The sequence below is a fragment of the Chryseobacterium gambrini genome (assembly GCF_027920505.1).
In the GTDB taxonomy this organism is placed as follows: Bacteria; Bacteroidota; Bacteroidia; order Flavobacteriales; family Weeksellaceae; genus Chryseobacterium; species Chryseobacterium gambrini.
Map to the genome: position 1 here is coordinate 3031031 of NZ_CP115857.1, position 17258 is coordinate 3048288.

Sequence of the window (17258 nt, forward strand, 5' to 3'; positions counted from 1 at the left end):
ACTATGTCTGACGATTTAACGACAAAGCAACTTTTAAATGATATTTCTGCGTTATTGGAAAATGCCAGAAATAAAGTTGTTGTTGCCGTTAATCAAACCATCGTTCTTACTTATTACGAAATAGGAAGAATGATTGTGGAAGATGAACAGAATGGGGAAGACAGAGCAGAATATGGTAAGGCTGTTCTTAAAGATTTGTCATTACATTTAACAGAAAGATTTGGGCGTGGCTTTTCTGAAGATAATCTTTCTAATATGAGGAAGTTTTATCAGATCTATTCTAATCAAGAAATTTCCGAAACACTGTCTCGGAAATCTCAAAATAATCTAATTTCACAGACACAGTCTGTTAAATTCAACCTTTCATGGTCTCATTATCTGAAATTAATGAGAATTAATGATATAAATGAAAGGAAGTTCTACGAAATTGAAAGTTATAAAAACAACTGGAGCCTAAGAGAATTACAAAGACAGTACGATTCTGCTTTATATGCAAGACTATCTTTAAGCAAAAATAAAGAAGAAATTCTTGAGCTTGCTGAAAAAGGACAGATTATAGAAAAGCCCAAAGACCTCATCAAAGATCCTTATGTTCTGGAGTTTTTAGGTTTATCTGAAAAACCTCATTATTCTGAAAATGAATTAGAGTCCGAATTAATTGATAAACTTGAACATTTTCTTCTGGAATTAGGAACCGGATTTACCTTTGTTGCAAGACAGGACAGAATAACCTTTGATGAAAAGCAATTCCGTATAGATTTGGTGTTTTACAACAGAGTTTTGAGATGTTTTGTCTTAATTGATTTAAAAATCGGCGAACTCAAACATCAGGATATCGGGCAAATGCAGATGTACGTCAACTATTACGATAGAGAAAAACGTCTTGAAGGTGAAAATAAAACCATAGGCATTATTCTTTGTCAGGATAAAAGTGAAGCTTTGGTAAGATATACTTTACCGGAAGATAACGAACAGATTTTTGCAAGTAAATATTTTACCATATTGCCAAGCAAAGAAGATTTTATTAACATTTTAAACTCAGACAATGGAAAAATTTCATAAATATTGCCTAAGTGTATTGTTGGTAATAATCTGCAGCAATATTTCGGCTCAAATTTCCAACGGAACAGCCGAAAGTGAAGACTGTAAACAGCTTTATGAGCTTTATAACCGGATTTTAAATCAGGGTTGTGAAGATTTACAGGAAACCTGTACAAAAGAAAATCCTGTACAGAATATAACGATCAATCAAAAGCATCCTGCAATTGATCTTATCGGTAAAATTTTCTTCCATAAACAAAAGAACAATTTTCATCACCATAAAACAGGAACCGATTTTTCTGAAAAAGAAAAACATGATCAGCTCCTGAAAAATTTTGAAAAGAACAGCAGAGAAACGCTCTTCGCTGAAATTTTATATTTTAAAACCAGAGTTTCAAAAGTCAGAAATAAAGATTATTTGGACGCTGTAAGTTAAATTTAAACTCAATTATTTTTAAACTAAACAGCAGATTTACAATTAATTAATGTAAATCATATTCAAATCAATAATCTAAAAATTTACTTATGAGCAACGAGCTTCAAAATATAAAAAACCGTTTCGGAATCATCGGAAACTTTCCGGCTTTAAACCGTGCTTTGGAAAAAGCCATACAGGTCGCACCAACCGACATTTCAGTCCTTGTTATCGGAGAAAGTGGAGTGGGGAAAGAATTTATTCCGAAAATTATCCATTCAGAATCCAAAAGGAAACATCAGCCTTATATTGTCGTTAACTGTGGAGCAATTCCCGAAGGAACGATTGATTCCGAACTGTTCGGACACGAAAAAGGAGCATTTACAGGAGCTACAGCAACCAGAAAAGGATATTTCGAAGTTGCCGATGGCGGAACGATCTTTTTAGATGAGGTGGGAGAACTTCCTTTACAGACGCAGGTTCGTTTACTTCGTGTTTTGGAAAGCGGCGAATTTATGAAAGTAGGTTCTTCACAGGTTCAGAAAACGAATGTAAGAATTGTCGCTGCAACAAATGTGAACATGATGAAGGCAATTCAGGACGGAAGATTCCGTGAAGATCTTTATTATCGTCTCAATACAGTGCAGATTGATATGCCGCCTTTGCGTGAAAGAAAAGGGGATATTCATTTGCTTTTCAGAAAATTTGCCATCGATTTTGCTGAAAAATACAGAATGCCGGAACTGGAACTTGAGCCAAGCGCAGTACATTACATCGAAAATTATACGTTTCCCGGAAATATCCGTCAGTTAAGAAATTTAGTGGAACAAATGACGGTCGTAGAAAGGAACAGACACGTAGCCGTTGAAAAACTGGCGGAATATATTCCCATGGAATCACATCTTCCGATGGTTGTTAATACACCGAATACACCAAAACAGAACGATTTCGGAAGCGAAAGAGAAATCATGTACAAAATTCTATTTGACATGAGAAACGATATTAATGATTTAAAATCCTTAACTTCGGAATTGATAAAAAATCGCGGAACATCTGATCTGAGCAGTCACGAGAAAAATTTAATCAACAGAATTTATACTCCTGAAACACAGCAGAATGTGGCTCCCGGTTCTTTACTGTATTTTGAAAACAATAATAATCATAATCCGGTAGTTCAGAATCCGACAATTATTTCAGAGCCGGACAACAGTTACGAAGATATTGAAGATATTGAAATTGAAGAAAACAGACCCGAATCTTTATCCCTTCAGAATAACGAAAAAGATTTGATTATCAAAGCATTGGAAAAGCATAAAGGAAGAAGAAACAAAGCGGCAGACGAACTGGGAATTTCCCAAAGAACTTTATACAGAAAAATAAAACAATATAACTTAGAAGAATAATAAACTAAAAATTAAATCATGGTGAAAATTAATGCAAAACCGGTCAATTTCAAATTAGGAGATTACATCAGCGACGGATACGAGTTTTATAAAGCAAATTTTGGAAATTTGTTGGGCGCTTTCTTCCTTGCAATGATCATGTCAATCATTCCTTTATGCGGACTTTTGGCAGTGGGAAATTTTTATAAATATTGCCGTGATTTAAGAGCCGGAAGACAGGTAAGCGCAGGAGATATTTTCAATTTTGATAATTTTACGCCTTATTTGATCTTTCAACTGATTTTTGTCGCTGGATTTTTACTGCTTTATATACCGATGATTATCATAATGCCAATTTTAGCAAATACCGACGGAGATGCTTCTGGAGTGCTTTTTTTCTTTATTCCTTATGTAATTGTTTTATTCATTATTATTTTAATAGTAAGTTTAAAAGCGTTTTATATACCCGCTTTAATATCTTTGGCTAACGTTACAGATATTAAAACGGCCTGGAACATGTCTTCTGCAATGAGCAAAGGAAATCTGGTATCCATATTTTTATACTCTCTGGCTATTGGATTTTTATCTCAGTTGGGAGTTATTGCTTGTTTTATTGGTTTAATTTTTACAGCACCATTTCTGTATGTCTCTCATTATTTCGCTTACGAAGACGCATTAAAACAGGTTACTTATGATGAAATTCAGGAAATTGGAATTAAAAATGAATTTTAAAATTAAAAATATTAAAATAGGACAGCCGAAATTTTGGCTTTTAGTACTGTGCTTATCAGTGCTGAACTCGTGTTACAGTTTTACGGGATCATCTCTTAAAGATGAAAAAACAATTCAGATTAATGAATTTCCCAACAACGCTCCTTTGGTAAACCCTACATTGTCACAGCAGTTTTCTACGGATATCCAGAACAGATTCCTTCAGAGAACCACTTTGAAAGGGACGAAGGAAAATCCGGACATTCTGGTAGAAGGTGAGATTACAGATTATTCCATTACACCCACAACTATTGGTTCCAATACGGTTACCAACCAAAGTACAGGAGGAGTGGTGCAGGAATCCCAGAATAAACTTACCATCACGGTAAAAGTTCATTACGAGAACAAACTTCATCCGGAGTTAAGTTTCGACCGAACATACAGTGATGAAGCAGTGTTCAACAGCAATCTTTCCCAGTCTCAGATCGAATCTTCTCAGGTGAAAATTGCAACGGACAGAATTATAAACAAGATATTTAACGATATTGTAGCGAATTGGTAAGATGAATCATAGAGTTTTAGAATTATTAAAGACCCCGAAAAACATTCAGTCAGAGGATCTCCATCTTCTGAAAGAAGAGATTAATTCTTTTCCCTATATTCAGAATATCAGAGCGTTGTATTTGTATGGGGTGCATCTGTATGATAAAGACAATTATCAGAAAGTACTTTCTACAACAGCCGCTTATACCACAGATAAAAAAATCCTTTATCAGCTGATTAACGGTAAAATTCAGCAGAAACCAAAACCTGAAATAAAACAGGAACAGGTAAAGGAAAAAAATATTCCTTCAGAAAATCCGCTTAAGATTTTGTATCAGGCAAAAGCGGGAGGTTTTCCGCTTAAAAGAGAGGAAAATCCTATCATTGAACCTCAACCGGAAATTGTTGAAGAACCGGTATCGGAAATTGTCAAACCTGAAGAAGCCCGTATTCTTCCGGCTCCGAGAGAAGAAATTAAGCATCTTTACGTAAATGGAGAACGAAACAGAATTCTGTTTGAAGGAGAAGAAAATTTCTTGGAAGATGATACTTTTGAAACAATTGATCTTGAATCTACACTGGAATCCGGTTCTATCGTAACCCAGAAAGCTGAGAAAAAAGAAGAGTCTGCTTCGGAAGAAAAGCCGACTGAAAATATTCCGGCTGTAAAAGAAAATGAGGAATTTATTCCTGAAACTACAGTTGAAGAAGAAAACGTAAATTCTGAAGCTGAACAAGAGGAAACTTCAGATAATTCAGAGTCGGAATCTTTTAAAGAGGAAACTGTATCCGAGATTCAGATTCACGAAGAAGAAAATAAATCAACAGAAGAGCAGTCTGATCAAATTTCAGATGAAGCTGAAAGCGAAGAGCTAAAACCGGAGGAAGAAATTTCAGAATTTACCCCTGAAACCATTGTTGAAGAGGAAAATCTAAATGCTGAAACTGAAAAAGAAGAAGTTGAAGACCTGTCAGAATTAAGCTTCCATGAAACAGAAGCTTTCCTTCCGGAAGTACAGGTCTCTGCAAATGAATCTGTTGAAGAACCAAAAAATGAAAGCAGCGAGTCTGAAAATTCAGAAATAATTTCATCAGAAGAGTCCGCGGAATTTACGCCTGAAACCATTATTGATGAAGATGAAATTTCATCCGAGAAAGAAGAAAAGGTTGTTCAGAATGATGCTGAACTAAGCTTCCACGGAACAGAATCTTTCCTTCCGGAAGTGAAAATTCAGGCAAATACAGAAGAAAAAATTACGGAAGCTCCTCAGCTTAACCTCAATAAACATGAAGACGAAATGCGCCGTCTGATTGAGGAAGTGGAGAAACAGATGAAAGAAAAAGCGTCTGCGGAAGAACATAAAAAAGAAGAAGAGCCTGAAAATATCGGACACGACATCAGTTTTGCCGAAACCCAAAGTTTTGAAGTAAAACCTGTTGAAACGGAAACTCAGGAAGAAATTAGAACGGAAAATCCAGTAGCAGAAAACAGTTCTGAACAGACAGAGGAACCAAAAGCCGAAGTCAGTGAAGAAAAAGAAGAAGTTCCGGCAAAAGAAGAAGAAGCGGAAGTTCAGTCTGCGTGGAAACCAATGTCTTTTGATTCCAATCTTCCGGATTCTCTGATCAGTAAATCTCCCGAAGTTGTTCAGCCTAAAACTGAAGAGCAGAAAGCAGATGAAGCAGCAGAAATTCTTCAATCAGAGATTGCAGAGCAGAAGCAAACAGCAGAAGCCGAAACTGAGTCGGATTCCGACGAAGAAAGCATAGTTTCTGAAATTTCAGAAGAAACAACTGGACAAAATACCGATGAAGATGTTTCTGAGAATTCAGAAGAAAATAAAGAGGAAGTTCCGGTAATGAACGTTTCGTTTTTCGGATCGGGATGGACGATTCCTCAACCAGAAAAAGAAAAAATGACAGAAGAACCCAAACAGGAAAGCAAAGAAGAAAAAACAGTTGAAATTCCTGTGGAAAAACCTGCAAAAACAGCCAAACCGAATGTCTTCGACAGCAATGTTCCGGGATTCATCAATACATGGCAAAGCTGGCTGAAAATCGACAGAACGGAAGAAAAACCTAAAGAGGAGAAACCTGATCTGAAAACAAAAGTGATTGAGACTTTTATCGAAAACAATCCGAGAATCAGTCAGTTAAAAGAAGAAAGTACTTTTGTTGTAAAAGAAAAAGGAGACGATATCTCGCATTTGATGACAGAAACACTGGCAAATCTTTATTTTGAACAGAAATTATACACCAAAGCCATAAAAGCATTTGAAATTCTGATCAAGAAAACCCCTGAAAAGAAAAAATATTACGAAGGTAAAATTCAGGAAATTAAAGATTTCAGAACCAAAGGATAACCTAAAAACGAAACAATGAGCTTATTGTCTGTTAACGCTTTTCATATCCTTTTTGGTGCGGTTGCGGTCATCATCTTATACATTGCGGCAATTGCTGTTCTGTTGAGAACAAAATCTGGAATTCTGTCTTATATGTCGTTAATCCTTTTTCCCGTCATAGGTCCTTTAGGAATTCTTCTTGGAAATTATAACAGGAAAATAAAATAAATAAAAGAGCGGAAAAATTTTCCGCTCTTTATTTTTTATGTCTGTTGAGGAAGTTCTTTATTTTTCCTGAATTTTCGCCATAATCTTCGTCCGAACACGATAACACCTATAACGATTATAATAGCGCAGATTCCTGCAATAATTGGAGCGACCATCGCTAAAAAAGCCATGATTCCCGCTCCGGCTGTTTCTGCGGTTCCGACGACGGAATTTCCCAAACCTCCCGTAGTTGCAGTCGACGCAGCACGAAGCCCCGCAAATCCAGAACTGATGGTGGCTGCTGTTCCGCCTCCCGCAATTAAAGCTAAAGCCCACTGTGGAAAAGTTCCCAGATCTGCAAACTGACTGGCAAACAGAACAGAACCTGCAATCGTTGCCATCGGAACAGAAATTGTGTCCAGCAAATGGTCTATAAAAGGAATGTAATAGGCTAAAATTTCTACAATGGTCGCAATTCCGGTTGTGATTAAAGTGGGAAGTCCGGAAAGCCATTCAAAATTTTCGCTCATGGGAATCCAGTGCATATAAGAAGCAAGACTTACGGCAAACATCGGAAGAAATACCCGGAATCCGCTTGCTGCAGCCAGTCCGATACCAATAAACGCACTCAGAAGATAGGGTAAATAAGGAACGTTGTCTAACATGTTAATTTTCAGATTGATTGTTTTCCCGAAGGTACAAAAAAATAAATTCTGAGAAATTTTCTGATAAAAATACTGTGAATGAAATTCAACTTAAAAAATAAACGGAAAAATAAGCGATAGAAAAGATTAAGACTTCTTCTGAGCCTGACAAAGCTTAATAAACTGTGCCTCTACATCCTGAAATTTTTCGGGCATTTCCGGAGAAGCCCAAAACATCATCGCCATTGTTTTATCGCCGAAAGCTTCTTTAAAAAGATCTTTATTCAGACGGTAACATTCTCTTAAAAGCCTTTTGATACGGTTTCTGTGAACCGCTTTTTTAAAATATTTTTTGGAAACCGAAACCGCAAATTTCGTGCTTTCAACAGGAGTTGCCGGTTTGTTTTTAAGAATAATGATTCTCAGATTCCCATTCGTTCTCCATTTACCTTTTTCGAAAAGTAAAGAGATCTCGGTATTTTTCTTGAGTTTTTCGGCTCTGGGATATCTGAAGTTTGTCATTTACGGACTGTAAAGATAGGATTTGTATGATGTTTTTCCCACAGATTTTAAAAATTCAGGCAAAAATATCCGAAACTTTCGTAAAATCTGCGGGAAAAAATTATTTTTTCTTGGTTAAATAATTGATGACTTCCGCTGCGGCATACAGTCCGAAAATTGCAGGAATAAAGCTGATGGTTCCATAAAAAGACCGTTTATAATTCGTTCCGTCCGTCATTTTTAAACTGTCGTCTTTTTGCAGCTCATCAGAAAAAACACATTTAAATCCTTTGTTTATTTTTTCTTTTCGAAGTCTTTTTCTTACCTGTTTTGCGAGATAGCAGTTCTGGGTTTTGCTGATGTCTTTCACCATCACTTTGCTCGGATCGGTTTTTCCTCCGGCTCCCATGGAACTTACAAGTTTTATTTTTCTCTTTTTTGCTGCTTTTATCAGGCAAAGCTTAGGCGTTACACTGTCGATACAGTCCAGAACATAATCAAACTTTCCGTTGTCAAGAATTTCTTCCATTCTTTCAGGATTCAGGAATTCGTTGATTTTGATGAGGTTAAGTTTCGGATTAATATCCAACAACCTTTCGGCAACTACTTCTACTTTGTGTTTTCCTACTGTAGAATGCAAAGCGGGTAACTGTCTGTTAATGTTTGTAATATCTACCGTGTCACCGTCCACGATCGTCATGTTTCCGACTCCGGCTCTTGCAAGAAATTCTGCAGCAAAAGAACCGACACCACCCAAACCGACAACAAGAACTGTTGCTTTATTCAACTTTTCCAAACCTTCCTCCTTTACGAGAAGCTCCGTTCTTTCCAACCAGTATTTATCCATTTTTTATTGTCTCTAAATTTTCTGCAATCTGTTTGTTTAAATTTTCCAGCGAAATTCCCTTTATTTCAGATACTTTCCCATACAATTCTTCGAGGCTGAAATCGTCGTTGTCGGTTTCAAGAAAGATTTTATCTAAAGGAGTAATTTTCAAAGTATTTTGCAAAGATAAATTATACAAAACCGCTTTTCCAAAACTCAGGTAAAAATTATTTTTCAGAAGATCTTCCGCAATCCTTTCCTTTTTATTAAAACCATGAATAATCATGGGTTGTTCTGCATATTTTTTAAAAGAAATCACTTCATAAAATTTTCTTACACAATGAATGATCATCGGCTTTTTTACTTCATTCGCAAATTGTATCTGTCTTAAAAAAACGTCTTCCTGAATCTTCTGATCAGTCTCCACGAAAGAATCCAGACCGCATTCTCCAATCGCCAAACAGTTTTCAGATACCCTATTTTTCATCCATTCAAACTGCCTGTCAACAGCATTCACATCAATATCTTTCGGATGTATGCCTATTGAGTACGGAACATCCGGCGGAATCTGTTCAATATCCAGATTGTAAATTCCGTTTGGCATATTTTTCTTATGATGATGAAAGTCAAAAAAATCCATTGATCAAAAATACTATTAATTTAGATTTAACGTAAATTTCTTAAACGAACGTTTATAAATCTGTTAAAAATTTCATAACTTTACTCAAAGTGCACTTCATGAAGAAAAAATTTACAGAAAAGCAAATACATATTTTAGATATCGCGGAAGAACTTATTGCAAAAAAAGGATATGAGGGAACCTCCGTCAGAGATATTTGTTCCAAGGCAAATATTAATGTTGCAATGATTTCTTATTATTTTGGCTCGAAAGAAAAGATGATGTCGTATCTTTATCAGTACAGGGTTTTAAAAACAAGAGAGACGTTTTCAGAATTTGCAGATACCATTAAAGACGGGAAACCGGAAATGCAGCTGAAAGAAATTATTAAATATATTGTTTCCCAGTTATTTAAATATAATTATTTTCACGGGTTTGTTACGCAGGAACTTCGCCATACAGAAAATTTAAAAGATGAACTGCTGGATTTTTATCAGCTTTTTGTTAAAAAATTAGACGAAGTCATTAAAAAAGGCGTGGCTTCGGGCGTTTTTACCTTCACTCCCAAACCGGAAGATATTTTAACCACAATTATCGGTTCCACTTTATTTGTGATCCGCAACAGGAATTTTTATGAACTGTATGTTCCTAACAAAAGCGAGGAAACCTATGCTAAAGAAGCCGAGAAAAAAGTGAGAATGAATCTTTTAATGACCGTTTTTGCCATTTTGGGATACGCTGCAGACTAAAATTACGTTAAATAATCATAAAAAAAAATCTATTGGCAAAAAAGTTATATTTTTGCAAATTAGTAAATCGGCTGTGTAATCCGAAAACTGTTGAACTTTTTATATGAAAAAATATATTTTAGGTATTTTTACTGTAGCAGTAGTAGCTTCTTGCGTAAGTAAGCAGGAAAGAGCAATGAAAAGTGCGGATAAAAATCTTATCTTAAAAACTGCCAATGAAAACTTTGCTAAAAAGAAGTGGAAAAACGCTTTGGCACTTTACGACAGGCTTCCGAACCTTGTTGCAGGAACAGATGATGCTCCCAATGTGGTTTTTAATTCTGCGTATGCGAATTATTACGACAAAAACTACAGATTAGCGGGAAATCAGTTTAAAAATTTCGCAATCAGCTTTCCTCAGGATAAAAGAAGAGAAGAAGCGGCATATATGTCTGCTTTGTGTTATTATGAGGGATCAATGGATTACAATCTGGATCAGTCTACAACACAGACGGCAATTAATGAGCTTCAGGACTTCCTGAACAATTATCCGAATTCAGAAAGATCTAAAAACATCAATACCCTTATTGACGAATTGTCTTACAAGCTTGAATTCAAAGCGTACGAAAATGCAAGACAGTACTACAAAATGGCAGAATATAAAGCAGCCAATGTAGCATTTGAAAATGTTCTGGAAGATTTTCCGAGTACCAAACTTCGTCCGCAGATTTACGATTATATTGTAAAATCCCGTTACGAACTGGCAACAAAATCGGTGTATGATCTTAAAGATGAGCGTATAGAAAGCGCATTGTCTTTCACAAGACAGATCGAAAAAGAAATGCCGAACACGGAAGTTTCTAAAACAGCTTTGGAAATCAGAAACAAGCTTGAAAAAGAAAAGAAAGATTTTGTCGTAGTTAAGAAAAATACGGAAGCAAGAATTGCAGCTTTAACGGAGAGACAGAAAAAGCTGGAAGCTCAGAATGCAGAAAAGGCAAAAACAATTCAGCAGGAGAAGGATCAGATCGATGCAGAAAAGAAAGCAATGCAGATCCAGAGGGATAGTGCAGCGATTAGCACACCTCCGCTTACGGCGACTTTCAAAATTAAAAGATAATTCGTAAATTTGCGAACTTAAATAAAATTAATATTCTCAAAATGAGTGTAAAAGATACAAAAGCAGAAGTAAATACCATTACTTACGATAAGGATAAGATTGAAGACAAAGTAGGCTCAATCTACGAAGCGATTGTTATCATGGGAAAAAGAGCAGAGCAGATCAACGCTGAAATTCGCACAGAACTTCACAATAAGCTAGACGAGTTTGCTGTTCATAATTCTACATTGGAAGAAGTTTTCGAAAACAGAGAACAGATCGAGATCTCTAAACATTACGAAAAACTTCCAAAGCCGACTTCTATTGCAATCGAAGAATGGCTGAACGAAGATGTGTACTTCAGAAAAACTGAAGAGAGAAAATAAAAATCAGTGTATTTTTTATATATGAAGGTCATAAGGAAATCTTTTTCTTTATGACCTTTGTTGTTTGGACGGCTTTGTGAGAAAAAATAAGTAATTTAGTATTCTTAAAAAATTAAAATTGAATGAGTCTTTCCGGTAAAAAAATTCTTATCGCGATTTCCGGAGGAATTGCAGCATATAAAATTCATTTTCTGATCAGAGATTTTGTGAAAAAAGGAGCCGAAGTTCAGGTGATTATGACGCCTGATGCAGAACATTTCGTTACCAAACTCAGTATTTCCACTTTATCCAAAAATCCGGTGTACTCAGATTTTTACAGCGATAACGGCACTTGGAACAGTCACGTGGAAATGGCTTTGTGGGCAGATGTAATGATTGTTGCGCCCTGTACCGCAGGGACATTGTCTAAAATGGTTCACGGATTATGCGATAATCTTGTGATTGCAACCTATATGTCTGCAAAATGCCCCGTTTTTATTGCTCCGGCAATGGATCTGGATATGTATGCACATCCTTCCACAACAAAAAATCTGGAATTGGCAGAAAGTTTCGGACACCATATTATTCCGGCGGAAAGCGGCGAACTGGCAAGCGGATTAATCGGGCAGGGAAGAATGGCAGAACCGGAAACGATAGCACAAACAATCGAAGATTTTTTTGACTCCAAAACTGAAAAAACATTAGCAGGGAAAACGGTTTTAATTACAGCCGGCCCTACGTATGAAGCCATTGATCCTGTGAGATTCATCGGAAACCATTCTTCTGGAAAGATGGGGTTTTCTCTGGCGGCAGAAGCGGCAAAAAGAGGTGCAAAAGTAATTTTAATTTCCGGGCCGAGTGCTCAGAAAATCAATAACGAAAATGTTGAACTGCATAAGGTAACCTCAGCAAAAGAAATGTTATCCAAAGTTCTGGAGTATTACGATAGAACAGACATCGGAATTGCAAGTGCAGCCGTTGCAGATTACGCTCCGAAAGAGATCGCCAAAGAAAAAATTAAAAAGAATGACGAAAATTTAACGATTGAACTGGTTAAAAATCCGGACATTCTTAAAACCATGGGTGAGAAGAAAACCCATCAGTTTTTAGTCGGTTTTGCGTTGGAAACTCATAATGAAGAGGAAAATGCCAAAGGAAAGCTGGAAAAGAAAAATCTGGATATGATTGTTCTTAATTCGCTTCGTGATGAAGGTGCCGGTTTTAAAAATGATACCAATAAAATAAAAATATTTACCAAAACGGGAAAAACAGAATTTGATCTGAAATCTAAAGAAGAGGTAGCGAAAGACATTTTGGATTTCGTTGAGGGGCAGGTTTTAAGGCATAATATTGAAAAATAGTTTATGATATTACAGGTGTTCAATTTTGAATCTCACTCGTCATATTCAAAAATTTTTTTGTGATTACCGGTTTTGTCAAAATAGTACCATTCTCCTTTTTTTACCCCATCAACAATTCTTCCGACACAATTTATAATCCAATTTCTGGGATCAAGCCAACATATGGAATTTATGTGTCCGTTAAATGTACTGACTACTTCAAATGGTTTAGGGGAAGTATCAACAAGTCTGAATTCTATTGCATATGTATCCTCAATGCTTTGACTAGAGGTTTCTATCTGATCTACCTTTTCAAATTTAGATAAGCTTACGAAGTCCCAGTCATCTGTATCTATTTTATAGATATTCAAAACCTCCCATTCATAACCGGTGTTGGGAAGTATGTTTTCATTCTGAAGATAGGTGAAAATACAAAAGTCCATTCTGGCAAGATTAAAACTTCCAAATGCTTCTATCATATCACCAATATTTATGTCACTATGATCAATACTCTTGTTTCCTACATAATTATGGTTTCCAAATCTAAACTCATTGTTTAAAACTATTCCAAATCTTATGGTGCTTTCTATGATTAGTAAATATTCATCTTTAAAAATAACTTTGCCTGTAGCTCTATATTTTGTATTTGAAATCGCTTCAATGAAGAATTCATTTGTATCGTCTTTTATATTCAATTTTTCACAATCCAATAATATTTTTGAATTAATTTTATCACCAATATCGTAATAATAATCATCTCCGCTTTCTAATGACCAAGTATTTGTAATTTCTATTATTTTCATAAGTATCCTAATGCAATATAATAAATTCGAACTTTACATTTAACTGGGAAATTAAATAATAACTCTCAATATATAAATTATTGTGAGTTAAATATAATTTCATTTCCTTAAAATAAATAGTTTAAATCTAATATATTATTTATTAAAAATAAAAAGCTAAGAATTAAGAGTATGACTAATTGTTTGTCATTTTAATTTTGGTAAAGTTTATTTAAATTTGAATTCAGATTAATTCAGGATATTTTGTAGTATACTAAGAATAATTTTAATAAATTTCCGTTCTCAATTTTTAGTAGATAATGAAAAAATTTTTAAGCATATTTTTACTTCTGTTTTTATTCAGTCAGAGTTTTTCTCAGGAGTTACTGGCAACGGTACAGGTAAATTCCCAGCAATTGGGAGGAAGTAACCAGTCTGCCTACAAAGCTCTGGAGAAAAGTTTGAGAGATTTCATCAACAATACAAGCTGGACAGGAAAAAGACTTCAGAATTTTGAAAAAATAAAATCCAACTTCGCGATTGTGATCAGCGAAAGAGACGGAAACCGTTTCAGAGGAAGTATTGTGGTACAGGCAGTTCGTCCTGTTTTCAACACAACGTATGAATCTCCTTTGCTTAACCTTCAGGATACAAGATTTTCTTTTGATTATGTGGAAAATGAAAACCTTATCTTCAACGAAAGACAGTTTTCCGGAAAAAATTTAATTGATGTGATCAGTTTTTACGTTTATGTTATTTTGGGAATGGATGCAGACAGTTTTCAGTCGATGGCGGGAACACAATGGTATCAGAAAGCACAGCAGATTGCGCAGAACGGAGAATCTCAGAATACCTATGATGGCTGGAAGCAGATCAATGAGCCGAGAAGCCGTTCTATCCTCATCAAAGAAATCATGAGCCCGAACTGGAGCCAGCTTCGTGCAACCATTTATTCTTATCACAGAGCGGGACTGGATAACCTGTTCAATCAGGACCAGAGTCAGGGGAAAAAAGTAATTTTTGATGCCTTAATGCAGCTGAAACAATACGAAAACTCATTCCAACAGGCATATTTCTTCAATCTTTTTATGGATTCGAAGGCAGATGAGATTTTCAACATCTTCAATTCCGGAAATAACGGAGGAATTGTTCTGGGCGATCTTAAGAATGAAATGATCATCCTTTCGCCAAAAAATACCGAAGCAAGATGGAATAAATGGAAACAGTAATTCTCTTGAATTCTGAAATCTAAAGTTCTATATTTGCAATAGCCAAATAATCGCTATTATCAATGCTTTCGAGAATTTACATTAAAAACTTTGCCCTTATTGATACGCTTGAAGTATCATTACACAACGGTTTACAGGTGATTACCGGAGAAACCGGTGCGGGAAAATCTATCATTTTAGGTGCGCTCCGATTGATTCTGGGTGAAAGAGCAGATGTAAAATCGATCTCAAAAGCAGAAGAAAAAAGCATCGTAGAAACGGAATTTTCCCTGAATAATCAGTTCAAAAAATTCTTTATCGAAAATGATCTGGATTACGAACACCAGACCATTATCCGAAGAGAAATTTTACCTTCCGGAAAATCGAGAGCGTTCATCAATGATGTCCCTGTAACACTGGATATTTTAAAGGAACTGTCTTCTCAGTTGATTGATATTCACTCCCAGTTTGAAACGTCGAATCTTTTTACGGCAGAATATCAGTTTAAAATCATTGACGGACTTTCTGAAAACAAACAGATCATTCATGAGTATCAGAATGAATTTTCAGATTTTCAAAGTCTTAAAACACAACTCAAAAAACTACAGACACAGCTTTCGGATTCCAATAAAGAAAGTGACTATAAAGCGTTTCTTCTGAACGAGCTTGAGGAACTACATCTGGATAATGTGGACTATGAAGAACTTCAGAATCAGCTTTCCATTCAGGAAAATGCGGAAATGATCTCCGATAATCTGGCTCAGGTTTTATCAAGATTTCATCAGGAAGAAGTAGGAATTTTGTCATTTTTTAATGAAGCGAAAAATAAACTTGCCAAAATTGCTGAAGTTTCCCAGAGTTTTGCGGAACTTGATGAAAGGCTTGAAATGTCTTTTGTGGAATTAAAAGACATTATCTCCGAGCTGGAAGATGAAGCGGAAAGCATAGAAGTAAATCCGGAAAATTTAGCGCTACTGGTTGAATTGAACAACAAAATCAATAATCTTTTTGTAAAACATAATGTTTCCGATCTTACGGAACTCAAAGAAATCAGAGATCAGTTAGCCGGAGAACAACAGGGTGCGTCCGAACTGGAGGCTCAGATTGAAGAAGTGGAAGAAAACATTTCCAAAAAAGAAAAAACACTTCAGTCTTTGGCTGAAAAGCTTTCGAAAAACAGAAAAAAGAGCATCCCTGTTTTCATCAAAAAAGCAGAATCTTTGCTCAAAAAATTAGGTCTTGAAAAAGCCAGAGTTGATATTGAACTGCACGATTCTTCGGACTTCAATCCATTCGGAAAAGAAAATATCCAGCTTTTGTTTCAGGCAAACTCAGGATTTCCGTTAAAGCCGATACAGACGGCAATTTCCGGTGGTGAAAGATCAAGGGTAATGTTGGCGGTAAAAAAAATCATTGCAGAAAGCGATGAACTTCCGACCTTAATTTTAGATGAAATCGATACCGGAGTTTCCGGAAAAGTAGCCGAAGAGATCGGAAATCTGATGCGTGAAATGTCTGCGGATATGCAACTAATCGTCATCTCTCACTTAGCACAGGTTGCCGCAAAAGGAAATAACAATTATAAAGTGCTGAAACAGGACATCGCCGGAAAAACACAATCTACCATTGTCCCATTAAGTGACGAAGAAAAACTGAACGAGATTGCACAGTTGCTTTCCGGAAGTAAGATTACCGAAGCGGCTTTGGCGCAAGCGAAAGAGTTGATAGGATAGGTTTTAACGAAATAAATGATATAGGACTTCTGGATTTTCAGAGGTCTTTTTTATATTTGAATTTTATCTATATTCATGAAACAATTATTAATTGTCATATTCTCGCTCTTTTTACATTTAGTGTACAGTCAAAACTGTGGCTGTTCAAAAAAGCCGGAATTAAAAAACTTAATTTCCTGTCAACCGACAGTATTTAAAAATAAAGCAAGAATATATTGGGAATACAACTGCAATGCTTCCTGGATTACGTTTCAAAAAGGGAAAATTCGGCGTAAAATATATTCGCTGGATAAAAAGACAATGGAGTTTACGACCAGATTAGGATACATTCAGTGGACTGAATATAAAAATTCATTTTTAATAGAAAACAGCAGGGCTTCCGGATGTTGTGATCCTCATGAATATATTCTTTACAGCAAAGAAACAGGGAAAAAGATTGCTGAACTGGGAACTGCAATTTTTAGCGATGATTCTTCCAAGAATCCTTATGTATTGACAATGTCGGGAAATGATGAAGTATTATTTACTAATCTCAATACCAATCAATCTTGCAGAATAAAAGTTTCTCAAAAGAAAATTGAAAATATGCTGAAAAACTCGGATTTATTGTATGCAGAAGAATTGTTTGAAAATTTTCAGTTTAAAAAAGGAATATTATCCATACAGCTAAAATATAAAGATTCCGGAAATTTCTGGAAAAAGGAAAAAATCTTTTTAGATACAGCCAAAGATTGTAATTAATTAAGCTCCTGTATATAAATTCTGTAACAAT

19 protein-coding genes are annotated in these 17258 nt (G+C 35.6%); 14 read left to right on the top strand and 5 right to left on the bottom strand.

Annotated elements, in window-relative coordinates:
• Window positions 1-3 precede the first annotated feature (3 nt).
• The 7 genes from PFY09_RS13795 (at window position 4) to PFY09_RS13825 (ending at window position 6662) form a co-directional block, all read left to right on the top strand.
• Window positions 4-1062, top strand: coding sequence for a PDDEXK nuclease domain-containing protein (locus PFY09_RS13795; protein ID WP_271160085.1), 1059 nt, complete (start codon window positions 4-6; stop codon window positions 1060-1062).
• A complete protein-coding gene (locus tag PFY09_RS13800) occupies window positions 1046-1477 on the top strand; it encodes a hypothetical protein (protein WP_271160086.1) in 432 nt (143 codons plus the stop codon). The genes PFY09_RS13795 and PFY09_RS13800 overlap by 17 nt, the downstream gene beginning before the upstream one ends.
• Window positions 1478-1566: 89 nt before the next feature.
• Entirely contained in the window at window positions 1567-2859 is a 1293-nt protein-coding gene (locus tag PFY09_RS13805) for a sigma-54 interaction domain-containing protein (protein WP_076391343.1), read from the top strand.
• A gap of 18 nt (window positions 2860-2877) precedes the next feature.
• Complete coding sequence (locus PFY09_RS13810) at window positions 2878-3570, top strand: hypothetical protein (RefSeq protein WP_108409753.1); 693 nt, start codon at window positions 2878-2880, stop codon at window positions 3568-3570.
• Window positions 3560-4111, top strand: coding sequence for an LptE family protein (locus tag PFY09_RS13815; RefSeq protein ID WP_076391959.1), 552 nt, complete (start codon window positions 3560-3562; stop codon window positions 4109-4111). Before PFY09_RS13810 ends, PFY09_RS13815 begins: the two co-directional genes overlap by 11 nt.
• 1 nt (window position 4112) lies before the next feature.
• On the top strand, window positions 4113-6455 hold the full coding sequence (locus PFY09_RS13820) for a hypothetical protein (RefSeq protein WP_271160087.1): 2343 nt from the start codon (window positions 4113-4115) through the stop codon (window positions 6453-6455).
• 15 nt (window positions 6456-6470) lie between these two features.
• Window positions 6471-6662 (top strand): hypothetical protein, encoded by a 192-nt coding sequence (locus PFY09_RS13825; protein ID WP_271160088.1) that lies wholly within the window; start codon window positions 6471-6473, stop codon window positions 6660-6662.
• A gap of 35 nt (window positions 6663-6697) precedes the next feature.
• On the opposite strand, the gene PFY09_RS13830 is transcribed toward PFY09_RS13825, so the two are convergent.
• The 4 genes from PFY09_RS13830 to PFY09_RS13845 form a co-directional block, all read right to left on the bottom strand.
• A complete protein-coding gene (locus tag PFY09_RS13830) occupies window positions 6698-7306 on the bottom strand; it encodes a DUF4126 domain-containing protein (protein WP_116547681.1) in 609 nt (202 codons plus the stop codon).
• A gap of 126 nt (window positions 7307-7432) precedes the next feature.
• The gene (gene rnpA, locus PFY09_RS13835) at window positions 7433-7807 is read right to left on the bottom strand and encodes a ribonuclease P protein component (protein WP_271160089.1); all 375 of its coding nucleotides are present in this window, start codon (window positions 7805-7807) and stop codon (window positions 7433-7435) included.
• Between the two features lie 100 nt (window positions 7808-7907).
• Window positions 7908-8633, bottom strand: coding sequence for a tRNA threonylcarbamoyladenosine dehydratase (locus tag PFY09_RS13840; protein ID WP_271160090.1), 726 nt, complete (start codon window positions 8631-8633; stop codon window positions 7908-7910).
• Window positions 8626-9252: a TatD family hydrolase gene (locus PFY09_RS13845; RefSeq protein WP_271160091.1), complete on the bottom strand. Its 627-nt coding sequence runs from the start codon at window positions 9250-9252 to the stop codon at window positions 8626-8628. The genes PFY09_RS13840 and PFY09_RS13845 overlap by 8 nt, the downstream gene beginning before the upstream one ends.
• A gap of 98 nt (window positions 9253-9350) precedes the next feature.
• Here PFY09_RS13845 and PFY09_RS13850 point away from each other — a divergent pair, with 98 nt between their 5' ends.
• The 4 genes from PFY09_RS13850 (at window position 9351) to coaBC (ending at window position 12784) form a co-directional block, all read left to right on the top strand.
• On the top strand, window positions 9351-9980 hold the full coding sequence (locus tag PFY09_RS13850; protein WP_076391359.1) for a TetR/AcrR family transcriptional regulator: 630 nt from the start codon (window positions 9351-9353) through the stop codon (window positions 9978-9980).
• 103 nt (window positions 9981-10083) lie between these two features.
• The gene (locus PFY09_RS13855; RefSeq protein WP_271160092.1) at window positions 10084-11079 is read left to right on the top strand and encodes an outer membrane protein assembly factor BamD; all 996 of its coding nucleotides are present in this window, start codon (window positions 10084-10086) and stop codon (window positions 11077-11079) included.
• Window positions 11080-11120: 41 nt separating this feature from the next.
• Window positions 11121-11444 (top strand): DNA-directed RNA polymerase subunit omega, encoded by a 324-nt coding sequence (locus PFY09_RS13860; RefSeq protein ID WP_034681463.1) that lies wholly within the window; start codon window positions 11121-11123, stop codon window positions 11442-11444.
• 122 nt (window positions 11445-11566) lie between these two features.
• A complete protein-coding gene (gene coaBC / locus PFY09_RS13865; protein WP_271160093.1) occupies window positions 11567-12784 on the top strand; it encodes a bifunctional phosphopantothenoylcysteine decarboxylase/phosphopantothenate--cysteine ligase CoaBC in 1218 nt (405 codons plus the stop codon).
• 32 nt (window positions 12785-12816) lie between these two features.
• On the opposite strand, the gene PFY09_RS13870 is transcribed toward coaBC, so the two are convergent.
• Window positions 12817-13566, bottom strand: a complete 750-nt coding sequence (locus tag PFY09_RS13870; protein WP_271160094.1) for a hypothetical protein — start codon at window positions 13564-13566, stop codon at window positions 12817-12819.
• Window positions 13567-13865: 299 nt separating this feature from the next.
• Between PFY09_RS13870 and porD the strand changes: the two genes are divergently transcribed.
• From porD to PFY09_RS13885, 3 genes are all read left to right on the top strand, one after another.
• On the top strand, window positions 13866-14774 hold the full coding sequence (gene porD / locus PFY09_RS13875) for a type IX secretion system protein PorD (protein WP_108409108.1): 909 nt from the start codon (window positions 13866-13868) through the stop codon (window positions 14772-14774).
• A 62-nt stretch (window positions 14775-14836) separates the two neighbouring features.
• Window positions 14837-16486 (top strand): DNA repair protein RecN, encoded by a 1650-nt coding sequence (locus tag PFY09_RS13880; RefSeq protein WP_256040007.1) that lies wholly within the window; start codon window positions 14837-14839, stop codon window positions 16484-16486.
• Between the two features lie 75 nt (window positions 16487-16561).
• Window positions 16562-17227 (top strand): hypothetical protein, encoded by a 666-nt coding sequence (locus PFY09_RS13885; RefSeq protein WP_271160095.1) that lies wholly within the window; start codon window positions 16562-16564, stop codon window positions 17225-17227.
• Window positions 17228-17258: the final 31 nt, after the last annotated feature.

What these genes read in the sequence shown, in the direction of transcription:
- PFY09_RS13885 (WP_271160095.1), top strand. Translation starts at nt 16,562, where the DNA reads ATGAAACAATTATTAATTGTCATATTCTCGCTCTTTTTACATTTAGTG.
- PFY09_RS13860 (WP_034681463.1), top strand. Translation starts at nt 11,121, where the DNA reads ATGAGTGTAAAAGATACAAAAGCAGAAGTAAATACCATTACTTACGAT.
- PFY09_RS13825 (WP_271160088.1), top strand. Translation starts at nt 6,471, where the DNA reads ATGAGCTTATTGTCTGTTAACGCTTTTCATATCCTTTTTGGTGCGGTT.
- PFY09_RS13880 (WP_256040007.1), top strand. Translation starts at nt 14,837, where the DNA reads ATGCTTTCGAGAATTTACATTAAAAACTTTGCCCTTATTGATACGCTT.
- PFY09_RS13830 (WP_116547681.1), bottom strand. Translation starts at nt 7,306, where the DNA reads ATGTTAGACAACGTTCCTTATTTACCCTATCTTCTGAGTGCGTTTATT.
- PFY09_RS13870 (WP_271160094.1), bottom strand. Translation starts at nt 13,566, where the DNA reads ATGAAAATAATAGAAATTACAAATACTTGGTCATTAGAAAGCGGAGAT.
- PFY09_RS13850 (WP_076391359.1), top strand. Translation starts at nt 9,351, where the DNA reads ATGAAGAAAAAATTTACAGAAAAGCAAATACATATTTTAGATATCGCG.
- PFY09_RS13815 (WP_076391959.1), top strand. Translation starts at nt 3,560, where the DNA reads ATGAATTTTAAAATTAAAAATATTAAAATAGGACAGCCGAAATTTTGG.
- PFY09_RS13795 (WP_271160085.1), top strand. Translation starts at nt 4, where the DNA reads ATGTCTGACGATTTAACGACAAAGCAACTTTTAAATGATATTTCTGCG.
- PFY09_RS13805 (WP_076391343.1), top strand. Translation starts at nt 1,567, where the DNA reads ATGAGCAACGAGCTTCAAAATATAAAAAACCGTTTCGGAATCATCGGA.
- coaBC (WP_271160093.1), top strand. Translation starts at nt 11,567, where the DNA reads ATGAGTCTTTCCGGTAAAAAAATTCTTATCGCGATTTCCGGAGGAATT.
- PFY09_RS13810 (WP_108409753.1), top strand. Translation starts at nt 2,878, where the DNA reads ATGGTGAAAATTAATGCAAAACCGGTCAATTTCAAATTAGGAGATTAC.
- rnpA (WP_271160089.1), bottom strand. Translation starts at nt 7,807, where the DNA reads ATGACAAACTTCAGATATCCCAGAGCCGAAAAACTCAAGAAAAATACC.
- PFY09_RS13855 (WP_271160092.1), top strand. Translation starts at nt 10,084, where the DNA reads ATGAAAAAATATATTTTAGGTATTTTTACTGTAGCAGTAGTAGCTTCT.
- PFY09_RS13840 (WP_271160090.1), bottom strand. Translation starts at nt 8,633, where the DNA reads ATGGATAAATACTGGTTGGAAAGAACGGAGCTTCTCGTAAAGGAGGAA.
- PFY09_RS13820 (WP_271160087.1), top strand. Translation starts at nt 4,113, where the DNA reads ATGAATCATAGAGTTTTAGAATTATTAAAGACCCCGAAAAACATTCAG.
- porD (WP_108409108.1), top strand. Translation starts at nt 13,866, where the DNA reads ATGAAAAAATTTTTAAGCATATTTTTACTTCTGTTTTTATTCAGTCAG.
- PFY09_RS13845 (WP_271160091.1), bottom strand. Translation starts at nt 9,252, where the DNA reads ATGGATTTTTTTGACTTTCATCATCATAAGAAAAATATGCCAAACGGA.
- PFY09_RS13800 (WP_271160086.1), top strand. Translation starts at nt 1,046, where the DNA reads ATGGAAAAATTTCATAAATATTGCCTAAGTGTATTGTTGGTAATAATC.